The sequence below is a fragment of the Streptomyces sp. NPDC058157 genome, from assembly GCF_042884105.1.
In the GTDB taxonomy this organism is placed as follows: Bacteria; Actinomycetota; Actinomycetes; order Streptomycetales; family Streptomycetaceae; genus Streptomyces.
Window position 1 is genome coordinate 23,653 of record NZ_JBHVUQ010000008.1, and the last position, 22,153, is coordinate 45,805.

Genomic DNA, 22,153 nt, shown 5'->3' on the forward strand with positions numbered 1-22,153 from the left:
CGGAGCGGACGTTGAGCGTCGAGGCGGAAGCCGTGGGCGGCCAGGGCGATGCAGTGTGGGACGCCTGGAGGCCCGACGATGCTCCGGACCGGCCGACAGGTCCTGCCTCGTCCGGCTACGCTCCGGGAGCTCAGGTACTGATCCGTGACGAACTGTGGCTCGTCCGCAACTGCAAGGACACCAAGCTCGACGGGTGGATGGTCGAGGTCACCGGCATCTCCTCGTTCGTCCGCGGCACCGACGCCGTCTTCTACAGCCGGCTCGACGACATCCAGGTCCTGGACCCGCGCGAGACGCGGCTCGTCCCGGACGACTCTCCCAACCACCGACGCGGCAGGCTGTTCCTCGAGTCCGTGATCCGCAAGACGTTCCTGCCGCAGACCGAGCACGGGCTGGCGCTGGCCGACGGCTTCCTCATGGACCAGCAGGTGCATCAGCTCCGTCCGGCCGAACTCGCGCTGTCGATGAAGAACCCGCAGCCGCGCATCTTGATCGCGGACGTGGTGGGCCTCGGCAAGACCCTGGAGATCGGGGTGCTCCTGGCCGAGCTGATTCGCCGCGGCCGCGGCGAACGGATCCTGGTCGTGACCCCGCAGCACGTGCTGGAGCAGTTCCAGCGCGAACTGTGGACCCGTTTCGCCATCCCGCTCGTACGCCTGGACTCGACGGGCATCCAGCGCATCCAGCAGGACATCCCCGCCGGCCGCAACCCGTTCGCTTACTTCAAGCGCGCGATCATCTCCGTGGACACCCTCAAGAGCGCCGTCTACGCACACCACCTGGAGCACGCCGACTGGGACGCCGTCGTCATCGACGAGTCCCACAACCTGGTCAACCGCGGCACGAAGAACAACGAGCTCGCCCGCCTGCTCGCCCGCAAGACCGACGCCTTGGTGCTGGCCTCGGCCACACCCCACAACGGCCGCGCCGAATCCTTCGCCGAGCTGGTCATGATGCTGGACGAAGCCGCCATCGCGAACCCCTCCGCCTACGAAGTGGAAGACCTCGGCCACCTGTACATCCGGCGCACGAAGACCTCCGCCGAGGTGCGCGACTCGTTGAAGGGGGCCTGGGCCGACCGCGGGCCCTCGCAGCCAATCCACGTGCAGGCCGGCGAGAAGGAGCTGGCTGTCTTCCAGGAGCTGGCCACCCGCTGGATTCCAGGCGATGCGGACCATCCCTCGGCCAGTCGGCACCAGCTCGTGCCGTACCAGCTGCTGAAGTCCTTTCTGTCCTCGCACCGGGCCCTGCTGGAAACGGTCAAGACGCGCCTGAAGACCCTGGACGCACCGCAGGACGGTGCCCGGGAAGCCGCACGACAGGCGGAACTCGCCGCTCTGCTGGACCTGCGGACCCTGGCCGAGCAGATCCAGGACGAGGATTCCGCGAAGCTGACCGCGCTGGTGGACGAGCTGCGGACGATGGGGGTCGGACCGGGCTCGGACACCCGCGTGGTGGTCTTCTCCGAACGCATCCCCACGTTGAAGTGGCTGGCCCAGGCAGTCCCGGCCATCCTTGGCTTCCCGCGAGGCGCCAATACGGACGCGAACAAGCCCTGGCTGGCGTTCGGCGGCGCGGTGCAGGTCATGCATGGTGAGTCCACCAGCGACGAAGAGCAGCAGGCCATCGTCGAGAAGTTCGGGCTGCGCGACGATCCGGTCCGCATCCTGTTCACCGGTGACGTCGCCTCCGAGGGCGTCAACCTGCACCAGCAGTGCCACAGGCTGATCCACTTCGACCTGCCCTGGTCCCTGATCCGGATCGAGCAGCGCAACGGCCGCATCGACCGCTACGGGCAGGAGCACCAGCCGCAGTTCCGGGCACTCATCCTCACCAGCGACGTCCCGTGGCGTACGGACGACGCGACTGGCCAGCCGCGCACCTTGGACGACCGGCTGGTGGGCGAGAAGCTCCTCAAGCGCGAGGAGGAGGCACACAAGATCGAGGGGTCGGCAGAGGCGGTCACCGGCTTGTACCGGGCCAAGGAGGAAGAGAACCGCCTGACCCAGGACCTGATCGCCGGCCGGACCGTCGAGGAGTCGCTCAAGCAGTCCCAGCAGGGAGGTGCCGCATTTCTCGCCGGTCTCCTCGGGCAGGTCGGCGCCGTGCCGGAACACCCCGAGATCCGGCGTGCGAACGTCCCCAGCCTCTTCGACTCCACCGCCAGCTACTTCGACGAGGCGCTCCGCCAGGTCTGCCGCCCGAACCCCGAGGACCAGCTGTCCCTGCGCCGCGACGACGACGGCACCATCGCGTTCGAACCTCCGCGCGACCTGCTGTACCGGCTCAAGGCGCTGCCCAAGTCCTACCTGGACGAGCAGCAGATCATGCCCAGGAAGAACGAGCCGGGCCGTATGCGGATCACCTTCTCCAAGGACCTCGCGGCCTCACGGCTGAAGGCGGCACGGGAGTCCTCCAAGTCCCAGTGGCCGAACGTCTCCTACGTCACCGACGTCCATCCGGTCATGGACTGGCTGACCGACAAGGTGCTCGTGGAAGTCGGCCGGCACCAGGCCCCGGTACTCGCCGCCGCCGTGGACACCCCGACCTTCCTGGTCCAGGGCATCTGCTCCAACGCGCTGGGTCGCCCGACCCTCGTCGAGTGGATGGCCGTTCACGGTCTCCCTGGCGCGCCCGAGGTTACGTCCCTGACCGCTGACGTACTGGAGCAGTACGGCGTGGGCCCCTCCATGCCCGGCCGGTCCATGCCGCTCGACATCGACGGCCTCACTGCACTCGTACCCAATGCCATCGAGGAAGCGGAACGGCACCTCGTGAAGCTCAGGGACGGCTACCGCCGACAGATCGAGGAGACCCTCGCCCCGTACCGCAAGCGGGTCGTCCACTGGCAGCAGGAAGCCATCTTCTCCGCGGACGGCACGGGCAAGCGCGGGGTCAATCTCAGCGCCAGCCGCCGGCTGAAGCTGATCAAGTCCCTGGAGACCACGGGCGAGCCCATGCTGCGGTTGCTCGCCGTCCTCGAACCGCTCAACGCCACTGAAGGAGGCACCGCCTGATGAGCACCGACTTCGACTCCTTCAGCAACCGCGGCGAGTACCTGTCCGCGCACTACTTCGCCGAACAGCTCGGCACCGACCTCAAGAAGGGCCTATTCACCACCTGGGCCCTGCGCGAAGGTGACGAAAAGGACCCTCGCCGCACGCCCCGCGAGATGCTGCGCGGCCTGCGCGGCACCTACCTGGCAGAAGACGTACGCGGATACTTCGCCGATACCGCCGACCGTGACGCCGGCGACGAAGCCCGGTTGAACACCCACAACAAGGCTGAGTGGCGCAAGCGACTCGCGGAGTGGCACCAGACAGTCCTGGGCGCCCTCGGCTTCGAGTCCACGCCTACCGAGGTCGCGGTCCACCGTGCAGGACGTGATCACACTCTGACTGCGGCGTACCACGGCCACGGCATCGTCGCCCTGGACTGCGGCTGGGCCTCCGACAACGACGCCGCCCTCGATGCCGACGGCGCTGGCCGCCTGCTGTCCCCTCTCCGGGTGAGCGCGAGCGAGACGTTCGAGACCGGCCCGGCCCTGGCCTCCTGGCTTTTCCAGAGCGAGCTCGGGGAAGCTGGAGGGCCCCGTCCCCGCTTCGTACTGCTGCTGTGCGGCGGTGTCTTCGTCCTGGCCGACCGGCAGTCCTTCAATGAGGGCCGCTACCTAGCGGTCAACCTCGACGCGGCGCTGGAACGCAACGACCGTAGCCAGCAGGGCGAGCTCGCGACCATCGCCGCCTTGTTCAGCCTGGAGATGCTCCGTCCCGGCGAGAACGACCAAAGCCGGGCCATCGACGCGCTGCTGAAGTCTTCCAGCGCCAACGCTGCCGGCGTCTCCGGCGACGTTCGCCACGGTCTTCAGCGCTCGGTCGAGATCATCGCCAACGAAGTGCTTCAGCGGATGGCCGAGCCGAAGAACGACGTCACCCCAGCCGACATCGAAAGCCCGAAGGTCCCCTTTGCCCGGGAACTCACCCGCGAGAGCCTTCGCTACCTCTACCGGATCCTGTTCCTCCTCTACGCCGAGGCTCGACCCGAGCTGGGCATTCTCCCTGCCGACGACGGCAGCTACGAGGCCGGCTACTCCATGGCCCGCCTGCGTGAGCTCGTCGAGCGCGACGAGGAGCTCGTCGAGGAAGAGGCCCGCAACGGCTTCCACCTGTACGAATCCCTGAGCGTTCTCTTCAACAAGGTCAACTTCGGCCACCGGGCGTACGGCACCGAGGACGACGACGATCAGCCCGGCGACGACGCAGAGACCCTCAGGGCAAAGGCCGCCCGCCGCAGTGAGGACCGTGGCCTGCGCTTCGAACCCCTGCGCAGCGAACTCTTCGAGCCCTCAGCCGTCCGACTCATCGGCCGAAACCTCGTCGACCCCCGCAGCGATGAGGACAGCGACCCACGCTGGCTCGACCTGCGTCTGCGGAACTCCGCCCTGCACGAGGTGCTCCGCCTGCTCACGATGAAGAGGGGCAAGCGTGGCGAGCGCGGAGGCTTCATCTCGTACCGCAATCTCGGCATCGACCAGCTCGGCTCTGTCTACGAAGGCCTGATGTCCTACACGGGCAGAATCGCCGAGGAGGAACTGTGCGAGGTCGCCAAGGGCGGTGACCCGGAGAAGGGCTCTTGGCTGATCCCCTCTCGAAAGCAGGACCAGTACCCGGACAAGACCCTGGTCCACTACGGCGAGGAAGACGCCCGCAAGAACCTGCGGGGAGTCAAGAAGTACGAGAAGGGTTCCTTCGTCTACCGCCTCGCCGGCCGTGACCGGGAGACTTCCGCCTCGTACTACACACCCGAATCCCTGAGGCAGGTCACGGTAGAGCTCACGCTCAAGCACCGTCTGGACCAGGAACGTGACGCCGACGGCAACGTGGTCAAGACGAGGGCCGCCGAGCTACTCAAGTACAAGATCTGCGAGCCGGCTCTCGGCTCCGGAGCCTTCCTCAACGAGGCCATCAACCAAGTGGCCGAGGAGTACCTGCGGCGTCGCCAGGAAGAGCGCCGCACAAGCATCCCGACTGCCGACGCCCTCGCCGAGAAGCAGAAGGTCAAGGCATACATCGCCCTCCACAACGCGTACGGTGTCGACCTCAACCGCACGGGCGTCGAGCTCGCCGAGGTGTCACTCTGGCTGAACACCATGCATCCAGGCATGCGGGCGCCGTGGTTCGGCCTGCACCTGCGGCGCGGCAATTCGCTGATCGGCGCACGGCGAGCGGTATTCCCGGCGGACGACGTCACCGACAAGGAATGGCTCAAGGCCAAGGGAGCTTTGGCCCCGACGCCGCTTCCGTTCCTCGACGACGGCAAGCCCCAGCCCCTCCCCCAGGACGCGGTGCATCAGTTCCTTCTGCCGAGCCCCGGGTGGGCGGCGGTCGCAAGCTCGAAGGAAGCGAAGGAGCTCGCGAAGGAGGACGTCGAGAATCTCGCAGCCTGGAAGAAGGGCATCCTCCAGCGACCGAAACGCAGCACCGCCCACCTCAACAAGGACGGCAGCCCCAAGCTCAACCCCAAGACCAAGGAGCCGAAGCCGGAAGCGCCGTCACAGTTCACCCGGCTGCGTGATGCTGCCCGGCGGGCGGAGTTCCTCTGGACACTGGTCGCCAAGCGCATGGAGCTCTCTGAGCAAGCCATCGCACGCCGCATCGACGTGTGGGGCGCCTTCCCCGACGACCCGGAGTACGGCTTCCTCCAACGCCCCAAGCACGCCATGCCCAAGGAGAAGGTCCTCGAAGATCTCTTCAACGCCGCGGACACCCCCTACTGGCGACTGAAGAAGATCATGGACGCCTGGTGCGCCCTGTGGTTCTGGCCTGCCGACAAGGCTGGCCTACTGGACGGCACGGCGAGCGAGTACGCGGTGCACTCTGCGGTCACGGAGGTAGACGGCCTGACCAGGGTGCTCGAGGGCGCACCGCTCCCCATGGAACCGCCGGCCCCAGCGGACACACCGGGAGCACAGGCCCCACCCGGAAGCTCCGGGCCACGCTTTGTCGAGGCGACGGCACTCTTTTCGCTCGGCCCCGAGCAGACCAGCCTCGCGGACCTCGAGCTGACAGCGGACAACGCGATCGTGGAGGTGCAGGAAGTCAAGGCCAAGGGCGGAGGAAAGCCCGCAGCGCCCAAATCGAGCACGCCCACACGACGATCCATCGTCCCGCTTCAAGACCTCGAGGACTGGTTGGAATTCCTGGAGGCCATGCTGGGCACGTCCGACGTGCCTGAAGGCACGCTCATCGACCGCTTCACGAGTCTGGAGGAACTCAAGAGTTACGAGGAAACGCTCCCCGGCTTCATGGGCATGGACGCCGGCAATCCGGAGGACCGCTTCCCGTGGCTCCGGGAGACGCGGGACATCGCCGAGGAGCAGGGCTTCCTGCACTGGGAGCTGGAGTACGCCCTCGTCTTCGCGCGCACCGGCGGCTTCGACCTCCAGGTCGGAAATCCTCCGTGGGTGCGCCCTCGGTGGAACGAGTCTGCGGTGCTTGCCGAGCACGAGCCGTGGTTCGAGCTGCAGGAAAAAGCGTCCGTGGCCGAGAAGGAGCGACGCCGCCAGAAGGTTCTTGAGTCCGCCGAGGCTCATCATTACGTGGTCGGCGAGCTGACGAATACAACCGCCCAGGTCGCCGTTTTCGGTTCGCCACAGATGTACCCATTGCTGACAGGAACCCAGCCAGATCTCTACCGGGCATTCATGTCCCAAGTTTGGGCGCATTCCTCACTGCGAGGCACTGCCGGGATGGTTCACCCGGACACCCATTTTACGGGAGATAATGAAGGAAACCTCCGCGAGGCGGCATACGGCCGTCTGCGCGTGCACGGAGACTTCGTCAACGCTGGACAGCGTTTCTTCCCCGAGCCGGTTGGCCACACAGCTCACTTTGGCGTGCACGTCTACGGCCAGCCTAAGGAAATCGCCTTCGATCATCTTTCGTGGCTGGTCTCAACAGACGCCCTGCGGCATTCGGCCGAGCACGACGGTTCCGGCGAGGTGCCGGGGGTCCGATACCGCAACGGTGAGTTCGATGAGCGTCCTCACAGAGCCCGTGTAATTCGAGTCGACACACAGCAACTGTCTGTTTGGCAGCGCCTGCTGAACGAAACCGGCCAGCCCATCGAGCAGGCCCGTCTCCTGTTTCCCGTCAGTACTGGGGAATCGGCAGCGATCCAGGCGCTGGCTGACTATCCGGTGCGACTTGGTTCGGCTGCGCGGATCTCCTCGGGATACCACGAGAGCGGCGCCAAGAAGGACAACCTCATCGATTACAACCGACCCGACCCGAACACCGGCAGAGAGTACCAGCCGAACCGCTGGCGACATGTAGTACTTAAGGGCACGCAACTTAGCGTGGCTACCCCCGTGTTCAAGCGGCACGACGCCAACAGCAACGACGCATACGGCGCTGATCTCGTAGCTCTCGCTGACGACTTCGTGCCCGACACCGCCTACGTACGGGCGAAGGGCAGGAACCGTGCCTACCTCTCCGAGCAGGAACGGTGGACCGACCATCAGGCCCTTACGCGCCTGCGTACTTGCGACACTGCGATCCGCCGTGCACGGAAGACGGTCGCTCAGGCGTATCAGATCCCGGAAGGGCAGGCGACTCCAGCGCAGATCGACGGCGTGCTGGTGGAGAGAGCTCAGCGCAGGTACGCCACTTTTCACCGTCTTGCATGGCGCAAGATGATTGCCCCAAACACTGAGCGTGCGCTCTACGCCGCTCTCGTACCACCAGGCACAACACACATTCACGCCGTGCACAGTCTTGCCATGCCGGATCTCCATCTCACTGCGCTAGTCAGCGGATTCTGGGCCTCGCTTCCGCTCGACTATTTTCTCCGGGCAACCGGTCGGGGCGACCTTCAGGTCAAGGGCGCTAGAGTCATGCCCGCTCCCACCCCTACTCATCCCCTTGCCTCGGCCCTCCTCCTCCGCACCTTGCGGCTCAACTGTCTCACCCGCGCCTACGCGGATCTCTGGGCGACGCTGTACGACCCGACCTGGCCCGCCTACGAGCCGTGGGCTGGCGAGTGGCCTGGGCTTCAGCCGCTGCACGATGTGTCCCCAGACTGGCGTCGCGAGACACCCCTCCGCAGCGAGCGAGCCCGCCGGTCTGCCCTGGTAGAGATCGACGCCTTGGTCGCCGTATGGCTCGGCATGGATGCCGACGCGCTCATCGCGGCGTACCGGGGCCGCTTCCCCGTGCTCCAGAAGTACGAGGCCGTGACCTGGTTCGACTCCGAGGGCTGGAAGATTGCGGGCAATGCCCGCACGATCGGTCAGCGCCAGACGAAGGAGAGTTGGGCGCAGTTCGAGGCGTACCGGGCCGACCCCGCCAAGGCCCCAGTGCCGGATGGCTACACCGCGCCCTTCCACAAGGCGGACCGTGAGGCCGAGATGCGGGCGGCGCATGCCGTGTTCCAGAAGCGACTGGATGAGGCCGTGGCACGTGGTGAATGGGATCCGGTCAAGCAGGAGGTGCCGCAGTCATGAGGCCGACGCTCCAGGCGCGGGGGCTCAAGGAGAGCCTGCTGCAGTACCTGTCGACCACCTACGCGCTGACCGACGAGGGCGCGCGCGAGGCCCTGCACCGGTTCCTCGGGGACGAGACCTCTGGGATGTTCCGAGGGCCGTACCTGCGGATCAGAACGCCCTTCACCGTGGCCGGTGAGGACTGGCGCCGGCATCTCGAATGGCAGCGGGAGGGGTTCAGGCCGTACGCGCACCAGGCCGTCGCCTTCGCACGGCTGACTTCCGCGCACGGGCACACGCCGCAGCCGACGCTGGTCACAACCGGCACCGGTTCCGGCAAGACGGAGTCGTTCCTGTACCCGGTGCTCGATCATTGCCGACGGGAGCGCGAGGCGGGGAAGACCGGCGTCAAGGCGGTCTTCCTGTATCCGATGAACGCCCTCGCCACCGATCAGGCGCAGCGCATCAACGACCTGCTCACGCAGAACGCCGAGCTCGGAAAGCTGTCGGCTGGGCTGTACATCGGCGAGCGGGCCGCGACGCAGTACGAGAAGGTGCGCACGCGGCGTTCAGACATGCAGATGTCGCCCCCGGACGTACTGATCACGAACTACAAAATGCTGGACCTGCTGCTCCAGCGTGCCGATGATGCGCCGCTGTGGCGGGAGTCGGATATCCAGTACGTCGTCGTGGACGAGTTCCACACCTACGACGGCGCGCAGGGGACGGACGTCGGGATGCTACTGCGCCGGCTCGCGGCGGCCGTCGGCGCGTCGGAGGAGGGGCGGCCGCTGGGGAAGATCTGTCCAGTGGCGACGTCGGCGACGCTCGCTTCGGGGACGGACGAGGACGGAGTGGGCCAGCTGCTGGAGGTGGCGACGCACGTCTTCGGCACCCAGTTCACCGCGGAGTCGATCGTCGGGGAAAACCGGCTGTCGGTGGACGAGTTCGCTCCTCTCACCGAAGTGACCATGCAGCCGATGCCGACCCCCGACGAGCTGTTGGCGCTGCCTGACCCGACTGCCGGCGACGAGGCGCTGCTTGACCTGATCGAGAAGGTGACGGATGTCCGTGACCTCGATCCGTTCGTGCTCGGTGCCAACCTCAAGCGGCACCTGTTCACCCGCGCGGTGATGCAGGCGCTCAGTGGTGAGGTGAAGACCAGCGCCGAGGTGCTGGATGTGATGTGGCGGGCCGGTGCGGCCGGCTGGTCGCAGGCGGTGGCTCGTCAGCCTGAGAAGGCCGCCGAGGCGCTGGCACGGTTTGTCGCGCTGCTGTCGCACGCGCGCGATCCGGAGTCCACGCCTTCCGAGCCTCGGCCGTTCGTGCAGGTCGAGGTGCACCAATGGGCGCGTTCGGTGTCTCGTCTTCTGCGCGGTGTGCTGCCCTGGCCCAAGGCTGAGTTCCGCTGGGATGCGGCGGGCATGGCGGATGCGAGTGCGGCGGACAGCGGGCGTACGGCTCCGGTGACAACGGCCACTTCTGGCCAAAGCGCCAACCTGTTTTTGCCGGCGGTCTACTGCCGTGACTGCGGACGGTCGGGCTGGGCGGTGTTCTCGCCCGAGAGCGATGACCACGACGTCCAGTTCGACACGTACAAGATCCGCCGGTCGTCCCTCGGGCAAGACAAGGCGCGAGTACGGAACCTGATCGCTGCGACCGACCGGGAGGCTCGTGAGGGTTCCGGCGCTGCGCTCATGACGGCGACCAGCGGCAAGACCGGCTCGGTAGCGTCGCAGGGGGCAGGCGGAACGTTGATGGTGCTGGACGGCACCCGAAAGCGGCTGCGGCTGCCCGACCCCCTCAACGACTACGACCGGGACACCAAGGAGCCGCGGGTCACTGCCCGTGACTCGGCCTTCGTGCTGGTGAACTTTGGGGAGACGGCGAACACCGCGGCCAAGGAGGACTGGTGTCCGGCGTGCGGCGAGCGCAACGCTATCCGCTACCTCGGCACTGGTGCGGCTGCGATGGCTGCTGCGTCGATCACGCAGCTGTTCACCGGCGGGGAGCTCAACGAGGAGCTCCACGAGGACAAGACCCTGATGTTCAACGACTCGGTGCAGGATGCCGCCCACCGAGCCGGGTTCGTGGCGAACCGCTCGTTCACCTTCTCTCTCCGCGCTCTCCTGGCGGGCCATCTGCGGCATGACGAGCCCACCGCGCTCAACGACGTGATCGCGAACGTGGTCGAAGCGACTACGGACAAGGACACCCTCTCCGCGGTGGTGCCACCGGACCTGCACGGGTTCAAGGGCGTGGACAGGCTGCTGTCCGGACAGGGCCGCGGCGGGGACCTGAAGACCTGGCGGCTCATCGGCCAACGCCTCGCCTTCGAGACCCTGATGGAGTTCGGATTCCGGTCGCGCAACGGCCGTACGCTGGAGCTGACCCGGACCGCCGCCGCGCAGGTCCGCATCGACGATCCGGCAGCTGTGATCGCACTGGTCAAGCAGCTCCACGAGGAGTGTGTACGCGACGGCCTGCCCCTCGTGCCGCAGGACGACGCCCGGTACCTGGCGTTCGTACGTATCTTCCTCGAGCGGTTGCGGACCCGTGGTGCGGTCGCCCACCAGTGGCTGAACAAGTACATCGACGAGGCGGGCACCAGCAGGTACTACATCTGGGGCAAGCGCGAGCCGGGCATGCGTGCGTTCCCCAAGGGGATCGCCGCCCCGGTGTTCCTGCTCGGGCAGACCAAAAACGGAAGCGAGTTCGACTTCGCGACCGGACGGTTGTCCTGGTACGAGCGGTGGGCCGGGCGGTGCCTGGAGCTGCCGCGTGAGCTGGCGCCCGAGCTGTGGAGTCGGCTGCTGCCCGAACTGGCCTCGATGGGCCTGGTGTCGGTCCGCACCCCGAACGACACGTCGGTGCGGGTCTACGGGCTCAAGCCCGGCAGCATCGTCGCCCAACTCCTGGACGACGATCAGGTGCGGTCCTCGTATGTGCGCTGTCCGGTGTGCTTCTGGGAGCAGACGGTCCACCCGTCTCTGCTAGACCAGTGGCACGACCAGCCCTGCCCCTCCTACCGGTGCCGAACGGGCCGCCTGGTGGCCGGCGACCGACCCGAGGGCCTGGGGATACACCACCGCGACCGCGACTACACGCACGACTACTACCGGCGCCTGTACCGCGGCGCGGGCACGTACCAGGTGGTCACGGCGGAGCACACCGGCATGCTCAAGCGCCAGCAGCGGGAGAAGGTCGAGGAGGCGTTCAAGCGCGGCGGCGGATTCAAGGACCCCAACGTGCTCTCGTGCACCCCCACGCTGGAGATGGGTATCGACATCGGTGACCTGTCAGCAGTGGTGCTGGCCGCGCTGCCGCGCCGTCCCGCCTCGTACGCCCAGCAGGTTGGCCGGGCCGGGCGCCGCACCGGCAACGCCTTCCTACTGACCATCCCGGATCGGCGCCGCCGCGACCTGTACTTCCTGGAACGCCCGAAGGACCTGATCGCCGGCACCATCGTGCCGCCCGGCTGCCACCTCTCCGCCATCGAGATCCTGCGCCGGCAATACCTGGCCCACCTCCTGGATCTGGCTGCCGCCGGCCGCCTCGTCCGGGCGGACGGCATCGTCCTGCGCGCGCTGCCGCACAAGGCACCTCGCCTGTTCGGGCCGTCCGGCTACCTGAACGACCTGGTGGAGCTGGCCATCGACCAGGGCGCGGAGCTGGTCAAGGGATTCCTGCGACTGTTCCCCACCGGAGTCAACGACCAGGCCAAGGCCGACCTGGCGGAGTACGCAACCCACGGGCTGCGCAGCAAGGTGGAGGAGGCGGAGCGGGAGTGGCGGCGAGCAGAGGACGCCCTGCGGGCTCGCCTACGGCAGATCGACGAGGCCCATGGCGATCTGCACGAGTCCGATCCGGACCAGGCCCGCCAGAAGGCTGAGCTGGACGCCGAGCGCCGCGGGGTGGGCAAGCGACTGCTCCACCTGGGCGAGACCTCGGCGCAAGGCGCGCTCTGCGACCTGGGCCTGCTGCCGAACTACGCGCTGATCGACTCGACAACCACGCTGTCGGCAACCCTGTACGGGGAAGACGGCATCGACCCGAAGACCGGGAAGGTCCTGTACACCTCCGAGACCCTCTCCTACGAGCGGCCCCGCCGCTTCGCCCTCCAGGAGCTGGCGCCGGGCAATACCTTCTACGTCAACGGCTACCGGCACGAGATCACCGGTCTGGAGCTGTCCACCGGCGGGCGGCAGGAGTGGCGGACGTGGCGCGTATGCCCGGGCTGCGGCTACGTCCGCACCGACGACGCCGCCACCGACCGCTCGCCGTGCCCAAGGTGCAAGACGAGCCAGATCGCCGACGACGGCTCCTGCCTGTTCCAGATCGTCGAGCCGGCCACGGTGACCTCGCGGGACAAGCGAGAAGACGCCCGGATCCGCGACGACAAGGACGACCGCGACCGCCGTTCCTACACTGTCGTGGACGCGGTCGACATCCCGGTCGAAAAGATCGAGCGGGGCCTCTCCTGGCGGCATGACCGCGAGACCTTCGGGGTCGACTACTGCCGCAGCGCCATGATCCGCCGGATCAATGTGGGGCCCGTCCGCTACGACGCTCCGGCCCGGGACGACTTTGCCGGGCACCTGGTACGGCTGAACCCGTTTCACGTGTGCACCGCCTGCGGGGCTGCCACCTCGGACGGCCGGCCGGTGTTCGACCATGACACCGACGCCCTCGACTCGGCTGCAGCCCGCGCTCCGCAGCTCAAGCACCACCGCCCGTGGTGCCCACTGCGGCGCGGCAAGAAGGACGGCGTCACCCAGGAACCGGTGCTGCTCGCCCACCAGCTGGAGACCGAGGCCCTGCGCATCCTCATCCCGGCCGCGACCGCGGACGTGGACGCCAAGGTGCACTCGTTCCGTGCCGCCCTGCGGCTCGGCGTGGACCTGCACTTCGGTGGCGACCCCCAGCACCTCGACACCACTGTGGCGTCTATGCCGGACAACGACAGCGGGGAGCGGCGCTGGTTCCTGGTGCTGTTCGACAGCCTGCCCGGAGGCACCGGCTACCTGGACCGGCTCACCGACCGGAACGCCTTCCGTGACACGCTCGCCCGAGCGTACGAGCAGCTCAAGGCGTGCCCATGCGCGGAGGAGCAGCGCCGGGCCTGCCATCGATGCCTGCACCGCTACACCCCCGAGCAGTTCCAGGACGTGGTCTCGCGGCAGGCAGCGCTGACCATGCTTGAATCCTTGCTGTTCAAGGGCGACGGCGAAGACGGCTGGGACGTCAGCGATGTGGATCACACCGGACTGGTCGGACTGGACGCTCAAGTCGAGTCCGACCTGGAGGCCCGGTTCCTGACCGCGCTGCGGGACTGGGTGAAGGCCGCCGACGACGCGGCCCTGGACGAGGATGGCCATGCCAGCGGCCACCTGCGGTTCACCGACGGCTCCGAGGTCATGCACTGGCGGCTCACCGCCCAACGCCAGCTCGAAGGCACACGAACCGACTTCACCTTCACGCGCGTGGGTGGGCCGACGCAGAGCGTCCACGTCTATCTCGAAGGTTTCCGGTTCCACGCCAGCCGGGAACACAACCTCATCGCGAAGAACGCAGCTCAGCGCACGCGGCTCCGCGCCGACGGGAAGCTAGTCTTCCAGATCACGTGGGCGGACATCGACCTGTTCGAACAGCGGCCGGGCCGCACCCGTCCGGTGTGGCCACCGTACCGGGGCACAGCTCAGGAGCGGGCGAAGTCGGCGTACGAGCAGTACGGCGGCAACCGTGCCCACTTCGGCGAGGCCGTCTTCGCCAACCCGATCGACACACTGATCGCCTACCTGCGTGATCCGGAAGCCGCACGTTGGGCGCGCCGGGCACGAGCGCTGGTCACCGGGCTCACAGGCGTGCCTGCAACGGCCTCTGTCGCCGCGACAGGCAAGCGCAGCGAGCTCGTCACCGCGCTGCGCGAACAGCTCGCAGTACTCGGGGCAGGCGAGCAGCACCACAAACCAATCGTCCCCGACGCGACGGGCATCGGACCCGTCCACGTCTTCCGCACCCAGGATGAGCACGGCCTACCGATCCTGTTCACGCTGGATGCCGCAGACCTCGAGAACCTGCGGTGGACCGCACTGGCCATCTTGGACGACAGGGATGCCGTCCTCGACACGGACGAACACAAGCTGCGATGGCGGTCCTGGCTGTACTGGACCAACATCACCCAGTTCCTGTCCTTCGCCGGAGGCGACGGGGTTCAGCTCGCAGGCAGCAAGGCGGCGGACTTCGAGGTCGAAGTACTCGCTGTGTGCGGTGGACTCGGCGAGCTCGAGTCCCTCGCCGCTGCTCTCACTCCGGCAGTCGAGCCAGCCGTCCAGCCCGCCGTCCCGGAGCCGGCCGAGGACTCGGCAGCCGAGGCGGCGCTGCGCCGGATCATCCGGGACGCCGCTTGGGACGAGGACATCCTGGAGATCCTGCGCGAGGACTCGGAGGCGTCGCCCGATCTGCTTCGGCTCGCCGAATCCCTCGCCGACCGCGGCAAGCAGGCACCCGTCTTCGGATTCGAACTGGGCGCCAGCGGCTGGCAGGCCGAGTTTGCGTGGCAGACCCGCGGTCTCAAGATCGCCGTGGTCACCGCGCACTGCGGGGCCGACGACCCCGAGGCTCAGCGCCGGGACGCCGCGTACACCAAGGACGGCTGGACCGTACGCACGGCCGCCGACTGGCTCGACCACCTCGACACGCTGCTCGAACAGCTCCCCGACACGGAAGGCACCACCCGATGACCGCCCGGCTCAGCCTGTACCGCAAGGCCGAACAGGAGCTGTACAAGCTTGACCGCTCGGTCAAGGCCCAGTTCTACGACTTCTGCCACGACTTCCGAAAGAACCCCAGCCTTCCCGGGTTCAAGCTCAAGAAGCTGAAGGGCGACTCCCGGATCTGGTCCGCCCGCGTGAACCAGTCCTACCGCGCCCTCCTCGCACCCACGGGTGTCGATGCGGACGGCACCGAGAGCTGGCTCGTCATCGCCGTCCGCCACCGCAGAGATGTCTACGAGGAACTCCAGGTCGCGGTCAACCGCGTCACCGGCGAGATTGAGTTCGTCGACCTGGCCGTCGTCGGCGACAGCGCCCTGCGCCGTGCTGGCATCACGCTCACGCCTGCCGAGCCGGACCAGACGGAAGTACCCGTCGAGCCGGCGCCGTCCCCCGTCGTGGAACCGGCAGAGCCTCCGGCCACGCCGACGCTGCTCGCCGCGTACACCGCCGAACAGCTGCGCGACCTGGGTGTCGCGGACCAGCTCATCGAGTTGGCCCTCTCGGTCACCGACAGCACAGAGCTGGATCAGCTCGTCGAGGGCGCCCCCCTGCTGTCCAAGGACGTCCTGTACGGCCTGGCCGCCGGCATGGACATCGACGAGGTCCGCAAGGAGATCACCCAGCCCGTCGAGCTCGGCCACGAGCCGGACCTTGGCGACTTCGCCGCCGCCCTGACCCGCACCAAGGTCACCGCCGTCGACGACGCTGTGCAGGCCGCCATCGACGAAGGCGACTTCCGTGCCTGGAAGGTGTTCCTCCACCCCACCCAGGAGCGCATCGTCCACCGTCACTACAACGGCCCTGCCCGCGTCTCGGGCGGACCGGGCACCGGCAAGACCATCGTTGCTCTGCACCGGGTCAAGCACCTGGCCGAACAGCTGCCGCCTGGTCACGACAAGCCGATCCTGCTCACCACCTTCACGAAGAACCTCACCACCGACCTGCGGCTGCGCCTCGCCTCGCTCATCGAACCCGAGCTGCTGGCTCGCGTAGAGATCGCCCACATCGACCAGCTCGCCGCACGAGTGCTCGGCGAAAACACCGCGCCCGGCCGCGGCCGGCAGCGCGTCTACGACAACGTGGCGCTGAACGAGATGCGCCAGCTCCTCGCGGAACTCGACGACCGCCGCTGGGAGGCGGAGTTCCTGCTCGAAGAGTGGGAGCAGGTCATCCTCGGCCAGTCTGTACCCACGCGCTCCGCCTACTTCCAGGCGCGCCGCGCCGGGCGGGGCCGCTCCCTCACCCGGCCCGAGCGCAACCACATCTGGAAGCTGATCGAGCAGTTCACCGCCCGTCTCGACAAGCTCGGCGTGGAAACCTGGGGCCAGGCTTCCGAACGCGCCGCCCGCTTCGAGATCGAACGTGCCGCGAAGATCCGGGCCCGCCGCGAGTACAAGGAGGAGGTCGGCGGCAAGGACCTCATCCACCGCGACAACAGCTCGGGCATGCGCTACCTCGGCTTCCGCTACCGCCACATCGTCGTCGACGAGGCCCAAGACCTCAGCCCCGCGCATTGGAAGATGCTTCGGGCCATGGCCGACCCGGACCTGCCCAACGACATGTTCATCGCCGGCGATACCCACCAGCGCATCTACGACCACCAGGTCGCACTCGGCGCTCTCGGCATCAACATCCGCGGGCGGTCCTCCCGCCTCACCCTGAGCTACCGCACCACCAAGGAGATCCTCGCCGACGCGCTGCGCGTCGTCGAACCGCGCAACTCCGCCCTGAAGGGCGGCTACGACGACCTCGATGACGGCACCGACAACCTCGCGGGCTACCGGTCCGTGCTCCACGGCCCTGCCCCTACCTTCACCCCGTACGGCACCTGGGACGACGAACTCGCCGGCCTCGCCACCACCCTCGCCGCCTGGCGCAGCGAACTCTCGACCGACGAGAACGGCTCTCCGCGTGACCCGAGCGGGCACATCGCCGTTTGCGTCGCCGATCGCGACATGGTCAGCCAGACCATGTACTACCTGATCACGAAGGCCGGCATCACCTGCGCTGAGCTCACCAAGGAAGGTCCCAAGGGGGACGGCGAAGTCCACGTCGGCACCATGCACCGCTTCAAGGGCCTGGAGTACCAACGTCTGGCGATCGTCGGTGCCAGCGACGGCATCATCCCTCGTACCCACGTAATCGACCGCTACCGCGCCGAGGACCCGCCGCGCTACGAGCGGGAGCAACGCAAGGCTCGCTCCTTGCTCTTCGTGGCAACCACTCGGGCACGAGATGCACTCACGATCAGCTGGCACGACAAGCCCAGCCCCTACCTGCCGATTTAACCAACTGCTGGCCTCCCTGCACCCGCGGGGAGGCCAGCGTCTCGACTGACATCACGTACGCGACAAAGAACTGGCCTCATAGCGGAGCTGGTAGGCGCGCACCCCACCGCCGCTCATCCGATAGATCGTTATCGCCGACAGGAACTGCTCCTTCACCTCCAGCGTGCGGCCCCGCTCCTTCTCGGCGATATCGCTGATCCAGTCCTCCACATGCTCCGGCAGCTTGAACGCGAGCTCATACGCGCTCTCCGCACTCAACGGCGACAGGGTCCACTCCGCCGAGCCGCCGCTGCCCCGCCGCCGGATCCGCACCGCGTGGTCAGGCTGGGCATCCGCATACGCCACGAATGCATGGTGATCGTCGGCGGCCAGCGGCAGGATGAACGGGGCCGCCGGAAACCCGAGCAGCAGCTCAGCGTCGCTGCGCTGCTGCATAGCCGCGACGAAACTCACAATAGCCGCGGTCGCCTCTTGCTTAAAATTCCCCTCAGCGACCGGAACCGCTGGCAGCAGATGGTCCGGTGCGGTACCCAACGCCTTTCGCAGCTCGGTACGGAGCCACGTCATCGGGAACGGCTCGGACGACCCCAGGTGCTTCTGAGCCTTGTCCAATGTCCACGCTGTCGTACCAATGGCCCCCAGCAGCCAGGCGAACGACGCGCCGGAGAGATCCACCAACGAGAGCTGATGGGCAAGCGCGTACTTCTGCGCCTCAGCGGTGAATCCGTTCGCGGAGAACAAGGCGTACGAATACTGGTAGCGCTGCCGCGGCCGCCTCCCGGCATGCGTCATGAAGTTCTCGTTCACGTCGTGCACGACGCCGTGCGCGTTTCGCACGATCTCCAGCCCGACCCGGTCCTTGTAGAACTTCGCCTCAAGAAAGAGCCGCACCGGCATCGAGAACGCCGGCGTGAACGCGAACTCGCCCAGCGCGTCCACCTGATGCAGTGCACCACGCCCCCGGACCCGGAGTGTGTCACCTTGACTTACGAGCTCCACGGGATCTTGGTCTTCGTGCACCAGGAGCCGGTAGCCGGAGAATCGCAACAGCCAGGCCAGCGACTCCTCCAGCAGATATCCCCGCAACGCCGAATCCCTGGCCACGTTCTTCCCCTCCGCAACACGATCACGCCATACCCACCAGTGATGATCTCACCGCTGGCGAAACCAAGTCATGGGCTGGAGCGTCGCCCAGCGCTCTGACGCAACTGGTAGGGAAGAGGCGCCTCCGGTCGGGAACGGGGGGCGCCTCTCGTTTCCGCAGGTCATCGCCGCCACGCTGCTCAGATCAACGATCTTACGTAGCGGATTCGGGCGTGGGGAGTTCCCCTCGGAGAAGTTGGAGTACATCGGTGCCAGGCGGCCGGAGCCACAGTAGGTCCACGACTCCAGGGTATTTGTCGAGGTAGGGCTGCACGGCGGATAGGACAGTGGCCGCTGGCTGGGTGACCGAGAATACCGTCCCTGTCTTGTCTTTGGGGCCCATGTGCTGATCGAGAATGAGCATGACCGGGTAGCCGACGTCCTTGGCGCTTTTCAGCTGCTTGGTGAGCTTCTTCTCCACGGCCGCCCCCGCTCCCTCGCGGATCTGCTCAGCGAGGCTCGGGTTGCCAGTGATGGTTTCCCAGAACGACAGAAACACCATCCCGGGCGGCCAGCACAAGGGCTGAACCGACGTGAAACCGTCCTCTGCAAACCGTTGGGCACCGGTCGCCGCGGCATCCCGGGCGAGGGTCTCTACCTCGTCGAAGTATGGGCGTTCCTGGGCCTCACCACGACGCTGCGGCAGTACACAAACGTTCAGGGCGCAGCCGTGAACAGCAGCAATGGTCTCCAGCTTCCCTTGCAGGGCCTTCGTGGTGGTGGCGGTGGCCGAGGGGAGCCGGTTGTCCCGTGTGAGCAGCATGTGCTCGGCGACCCAGTCGATGCCATCTACGGTGAGGATGCTCTCCACGGTGAGCGGGTGATCCGGGTCGCGGTCCGGGGTCGCCGTGATGGCGGCACGATGACCCCGGGCAGTGAGGGCCTGCACCAGGGCGTTCAGCGCCCCATCCTCGTGGCCTTCCTTCTCAGCCTGGTGGCCGCGGTTCTCCTTCATGCTCAGCAGTCCCCCCGTGTCGGCTCGCACAACGCAGGTCGCGGAGCGACCGCAGGGCGCAAAGGTAGCCCAAGCGCCGCCCACACAAGCAGCGCCCCTGGCCGGGAAACCGAGGGACGCTACCCCTTTGCGCGGCTCACAAACCGTCCGCGTGATGATCAGCTCACGGGTGCAACACAGACTCTGTTCCAGAGGTGCGCCGGCATCGCTTGGCACCCCGCCGACCAGCTTCCTGACTACACGGTCCCGTACAACGCGTATGGGATCGACAGTACCTCAAGGGCGAAGCGCGCTCAGTCATCCCAGTCGAGGGAGGCTCAGGGCCCAGACGGTCATGCTGTACCAGAAGAGCTGCCTGAGCGGCAGGATGACGTTCCTCTGCGACGGCACGCACCGCTGCAACTGGACCCATGTCAAATCGCCCATTTCTTTCGCGCGGCAAGCCACCGCAAAACGACCTCACCGCTCCAGGTTTGATGCTGTCGCAGGAACGGCGATCCGAACACATGAGGCGGCTGGGCTCCGGAAGCGAGGAAGAAGCCGGAAAGGGCGGCCAAGGCGGCGTCCAGCTGCTCTGCTTCAACGGCCTGGGCCGTGGGATGGCGGGCGAAAAGCGCCGATGCGTCGTACCCATCAGCGAATGCAGTTGCCAAAAGCAGCGCAAGGTCGAACCAACTTGCCCCAAGACAGGGCCAGTTCCAGTCGCAGATCCAGGCCGCTCCACTGGTGTCGAGCAGGACGTTGTCCTGCCGGAGGTCATGGTGCAGAACCGCGGTGCCCGCGGTAGCCTCGCGCCATCCAGCCTCCAGGTCGGCCAGTTGATCCAAGAGATGAAATGGCGTCCAGGTCGGCAGTAGACGGTGCTCAGTGACGCCTCCGGCGAGGGCGCGCCAATCGTCGAAGTCTCCTCCGTCGCCCACTGGTTGAAGTCCGGTTTGTAGAAGTTGAGCGGACGGGTGAGCAAGCGCCTCTGCCGTCGCGGCCCATGCATCCAACGCGGCCGACAGCTCCTCGGGCTTCCAGGGCTCACTGGGCATACGACCTCCGATGACGGCGTCGAAACCCAGGACAACCCATCCGTCCTTCTCCTCATGCCATCGCAGACGGGGAGCTGGCACACCGTGGGGTAGGGCCGTGTTGATCAGCGCCTCGCGCCGGTAGCAGTCCGCGATGTGCAAGGAGTCGGCACTGTTAACGGCCTTCACGAACTGATACCCGGCTGACGTACGCCCAGTTCCGGACGCTGCACGGGCGGGCGTCCGGACTTCGCAAAAAACGGGCCGCGCCGGCCGCCTCGGCCCCAGTACGCTCCGTCGCCTGTCCGCTGCAGAACGGAGCCGCGCCTGTGATCCTCACCAGCGCCCGCCTGACCCTCCGCGCCCCCGAAGAACACGACATCGACTGGATCACGGCCGAAGTCCAGGACCCCGAGATCCAGCGCAACACCACCGTCCCCAGCCCCTACAGCAGACCTGACGCCGAGCAGTTCGTGGCCAACGCGCGCAACCACGACAGCCACAGCACCTTCGTCATCACCACCACCGCGGGCCAGCCAGCCGGAGTGATCAGCCTCCACCAGCACCCCAAGCACGCACCCTCGGTCGGCTACTGGATCGGCAAGTCCGCCCGCGGCCAGGGCATCGCGACCGAGGCGGTCATCCGAATCTGCCGCTGGGACTTCGAAGACCTCGACCTGCCGATCATCACGTGGATGGCCCGCGTCGGAAACGACGCCTCCCGCGCCGTGGCCCTCAAGGCCGGATTCCAGATGGAGGGCACCCTCCGCCTACGCATCACCTCACAGGGCCGCCTGCGCGACTGCTGGGCCGGATCCCTCCTCCCCGAAGAGTTCAACCCGAACGCCAGGTAGAGAACCGCTTCGCACCCAGGGGCGGGGATGCCGCCGCACCACCCACATGCCACCCATCGGACCCACAAGGAGCACGATGCCCGAGAAAACCGCCGCCTTGACGCGCAGCTACGCGTCCCACTACGCCGACGTCCACCTCCTGCTCCGCCAGGGCGACGAAATCCTCATGAGCCGGCGCCGACAGCAACAGGTCTTCCCCGGCATGTGGCAGATCCCGGCCGGACTCATGGAACAACACGAACCCGCCCGCGCAGCAGCCGCCCGCGAGTTCACCGAGGAGACCGGCGCCTCCGTCGACCCCGGCCACCTGCGCTTCGTGCACCTCATGCACCACGTCTCCACCGGCTCCGGCTCGCGAAGGATCGCGTTCTTCTTCGAAAGCGACCGCTGGCACGGCAGCATCGGCAACCCCGAGCCGGACAAATGCGAAGGCTGGCAGTGGCACAAAACCACCAGCCTGCCCCAGCCGCTTCCGCCCTACCTCGCTGTAGCGCTCCAGCACATCGCCGACGGCACCCGGTACAGCGAGTACGCCTGGCCCGATACCGCGGCCCCGGGCCCAGCCGTTCATCCGGCGAGCCGAGCCCAGGCGGCACACGGCCTTTCCCCACTCGAGTAGGCCAGTGCCAGGTGTTCGCC

General features: G+C 67.1%; 9 protein-coding genes. 6 read left to right on the top strand and 3 right to left on the bottom strand.

Features of this window, described 5'->3' with window-relative positions:
• Positions 1-11 precede the first annotated feature (11 nt).
• Genes ACFVXK_RS03795 through ACFVXK_RS03810 form a run of 4 tightly spaced genes read left to right on the top strand, consistent with a single transcriptional unit; the run spans position 12 to position 17,546 of the window.
• Positions 12-3,017: an SNF2-related protein gene (locus tag ACFVXK_RS03795; RefSeq protein ID WP_389609940.1), complete on the top strand. Its 3,006-nt coding sequence runs from the start codon at positions 12-14 to the stop codon at positions 3,015-3,017.
• On the top strand, positions 3,017-8,503 hold the full coding sequence (locus tag ACFVXK_RS03800; protein WP_389609941.1) for a hypothetical protein: 5,487 nt from the start codon (positions 3,017-3,019) through the stop codon (positions 8,501-8,503). Before ACFVXK_RS03795 ends, ACFVXK_RS03800 begins: the two co-directional genes overlap by 1 nt.
• Positions 8,500-15,225, top strand: coding sequence for a DEAD/DEAH box helicase (locus tag ACFVXK_RS03805; protein WP_389609942.1), 6,726 nt, complete (start codon positions 8,500-8,502; stop codon positions 15,223-15,225). Before ACFVXK_RS03800 ends, ACFVXK_RS03805 begins: the two co-directional genes overlap by 4 nt.
• Positions 15,222-17,546, top strand: coding sequence for a UvrD-helicase domain-containing protein (locus ACFVXK_RS03810; RefSeq protein WP_389609943.1), 2,325 nt, complete (start codon positions 15,222-15,224; stop codon positions 17,544-17,546). The genes ACFVXK_RS03805 and ACFVXK_RS03810 overlap by 4 nt, the downstream gene beginning before the upstream one ends.
• 51 nt (positions 17,547-17,597) lie before the next feature.
• On the opposite strand, the gene ACFVXK_RS03815 is transcribed toward ACFVXK_RS03810, so the two are convergent.
• From ACFVXK_RS03815 to ACFVXK_RS03825, 3 genes are all read right to left on the bottom strand, one after another.
• The gene (locus ACFVXK_RS03815) at positions 17,598-18,650 is read right to left on the bottom strand and encodes a hypothetical protein (RefSeq protein WP_389609944.1); all 1,053 of its coding nucleotides are present in this window, start codon (positions 18,648-18,650) and stop codon (positions 17,598-17,600) included.
• Positions 18,651-18,843: 193 nt separating this feature from the next.
• The gene (locus tag ACFVXK_RS03820) at positions 18,844-19,644 is read right to left on the bottom strand and encodes a hypothetical protein (RefSeq protein ID WP_389609945.1); all 801 of its coding nucleotides are present in this window, start codon (positions 19,642-19,644) and stop codon (positions 18,844-18,846) included.
• A gap of 413 nt (positions 19,645-20,057) precedes the next feature.
• Positions 20,058-20,849 (bottom strand): aminoglycoside phosphotransferase family protein, encoded by a 792-nt coding sequence (locus tag ACFVXK_RS03825; protein WP_389609946.1) that lies wholly within the window; start codon positions 20,847-20,849, stop codon positions 20,058-20,060.
• Positions 20,850-20,989: 140 nt separating this feature from the next.
• Here ACFVXK_RS03825 and ACFVXK_RS03830 point away from each other — a divergent pair, with 140 nt between their 5' ends.
• Both ACFVXK_RS03830 and ACFVXK_RS03835 read left to right on the top strand, forming a co-directional pair.
• Positions 20,990-21,514 (top strand): GNAT family N-acetyltransferase, encoded by a 525-nt coding sequence (locus ACFVXK_RS03830; RefSeq protein ID WP_389609947.1) that lies wholly within the window; start codon positions 20,990-20,992, stop codon positions 21,512-21,514.
• Positions 21,515-21,590: 76 nt separating this feature from the next.
• Positions 21,591-22,133: an NUDIX domain-containing protein gene (locus tag ACFVXK_RS03835; RefSeq protein ID WP_389609948.1), complete on the top strand. Its 543-nt coding sequence runs from the start codon at positions 21,591-21,593 to the stop codon at positions 22,131-22,133.
• Positions 22,134-22,153 lie beyond the last annotated feature (20 nt).

Bases quoted from the DNA above. Each gene is read 5' to 3' on its own strand.
- ACFVXK_RS03800 (WP_389609941.1), top strand. From the start codon at position 3,017: ATGAGCACCGACTTCGACTCCTTCAGCAACCGCGGCGAGTACCTGTCC.
- ACFVXK_RS03805 (WP_389609942.1), top strand. From the start codon at position 8,500: ATGAGGCCGACGCTCCAGGCGCGGGGGCTCAAGGAGAGCCTGCTGCAG.
- ACFVXK_RS03810 (WP_389609943.1), top strand. From the start codon at position 15,222: ATGACCGCCCGGCTCAGCCTGTACCGCAAGGCCGAACAGGAGCTGTAC.
- ACFVXK_RS03820 (WP_389609945.1), bottom strand. From the start codon at position 19,644: ATGAAGGAGAACCGCGGCCACCAGGCTGAGAAGGAAGGCCACGAGGAT.
- ACFVXK_RS03835 (WP_389609948.1), top strand. From the start codon at position 21,591: ATGCCCGAGAAAACCGCCGCCTTGACGCGCAGCTACGCGTCCCACTAC.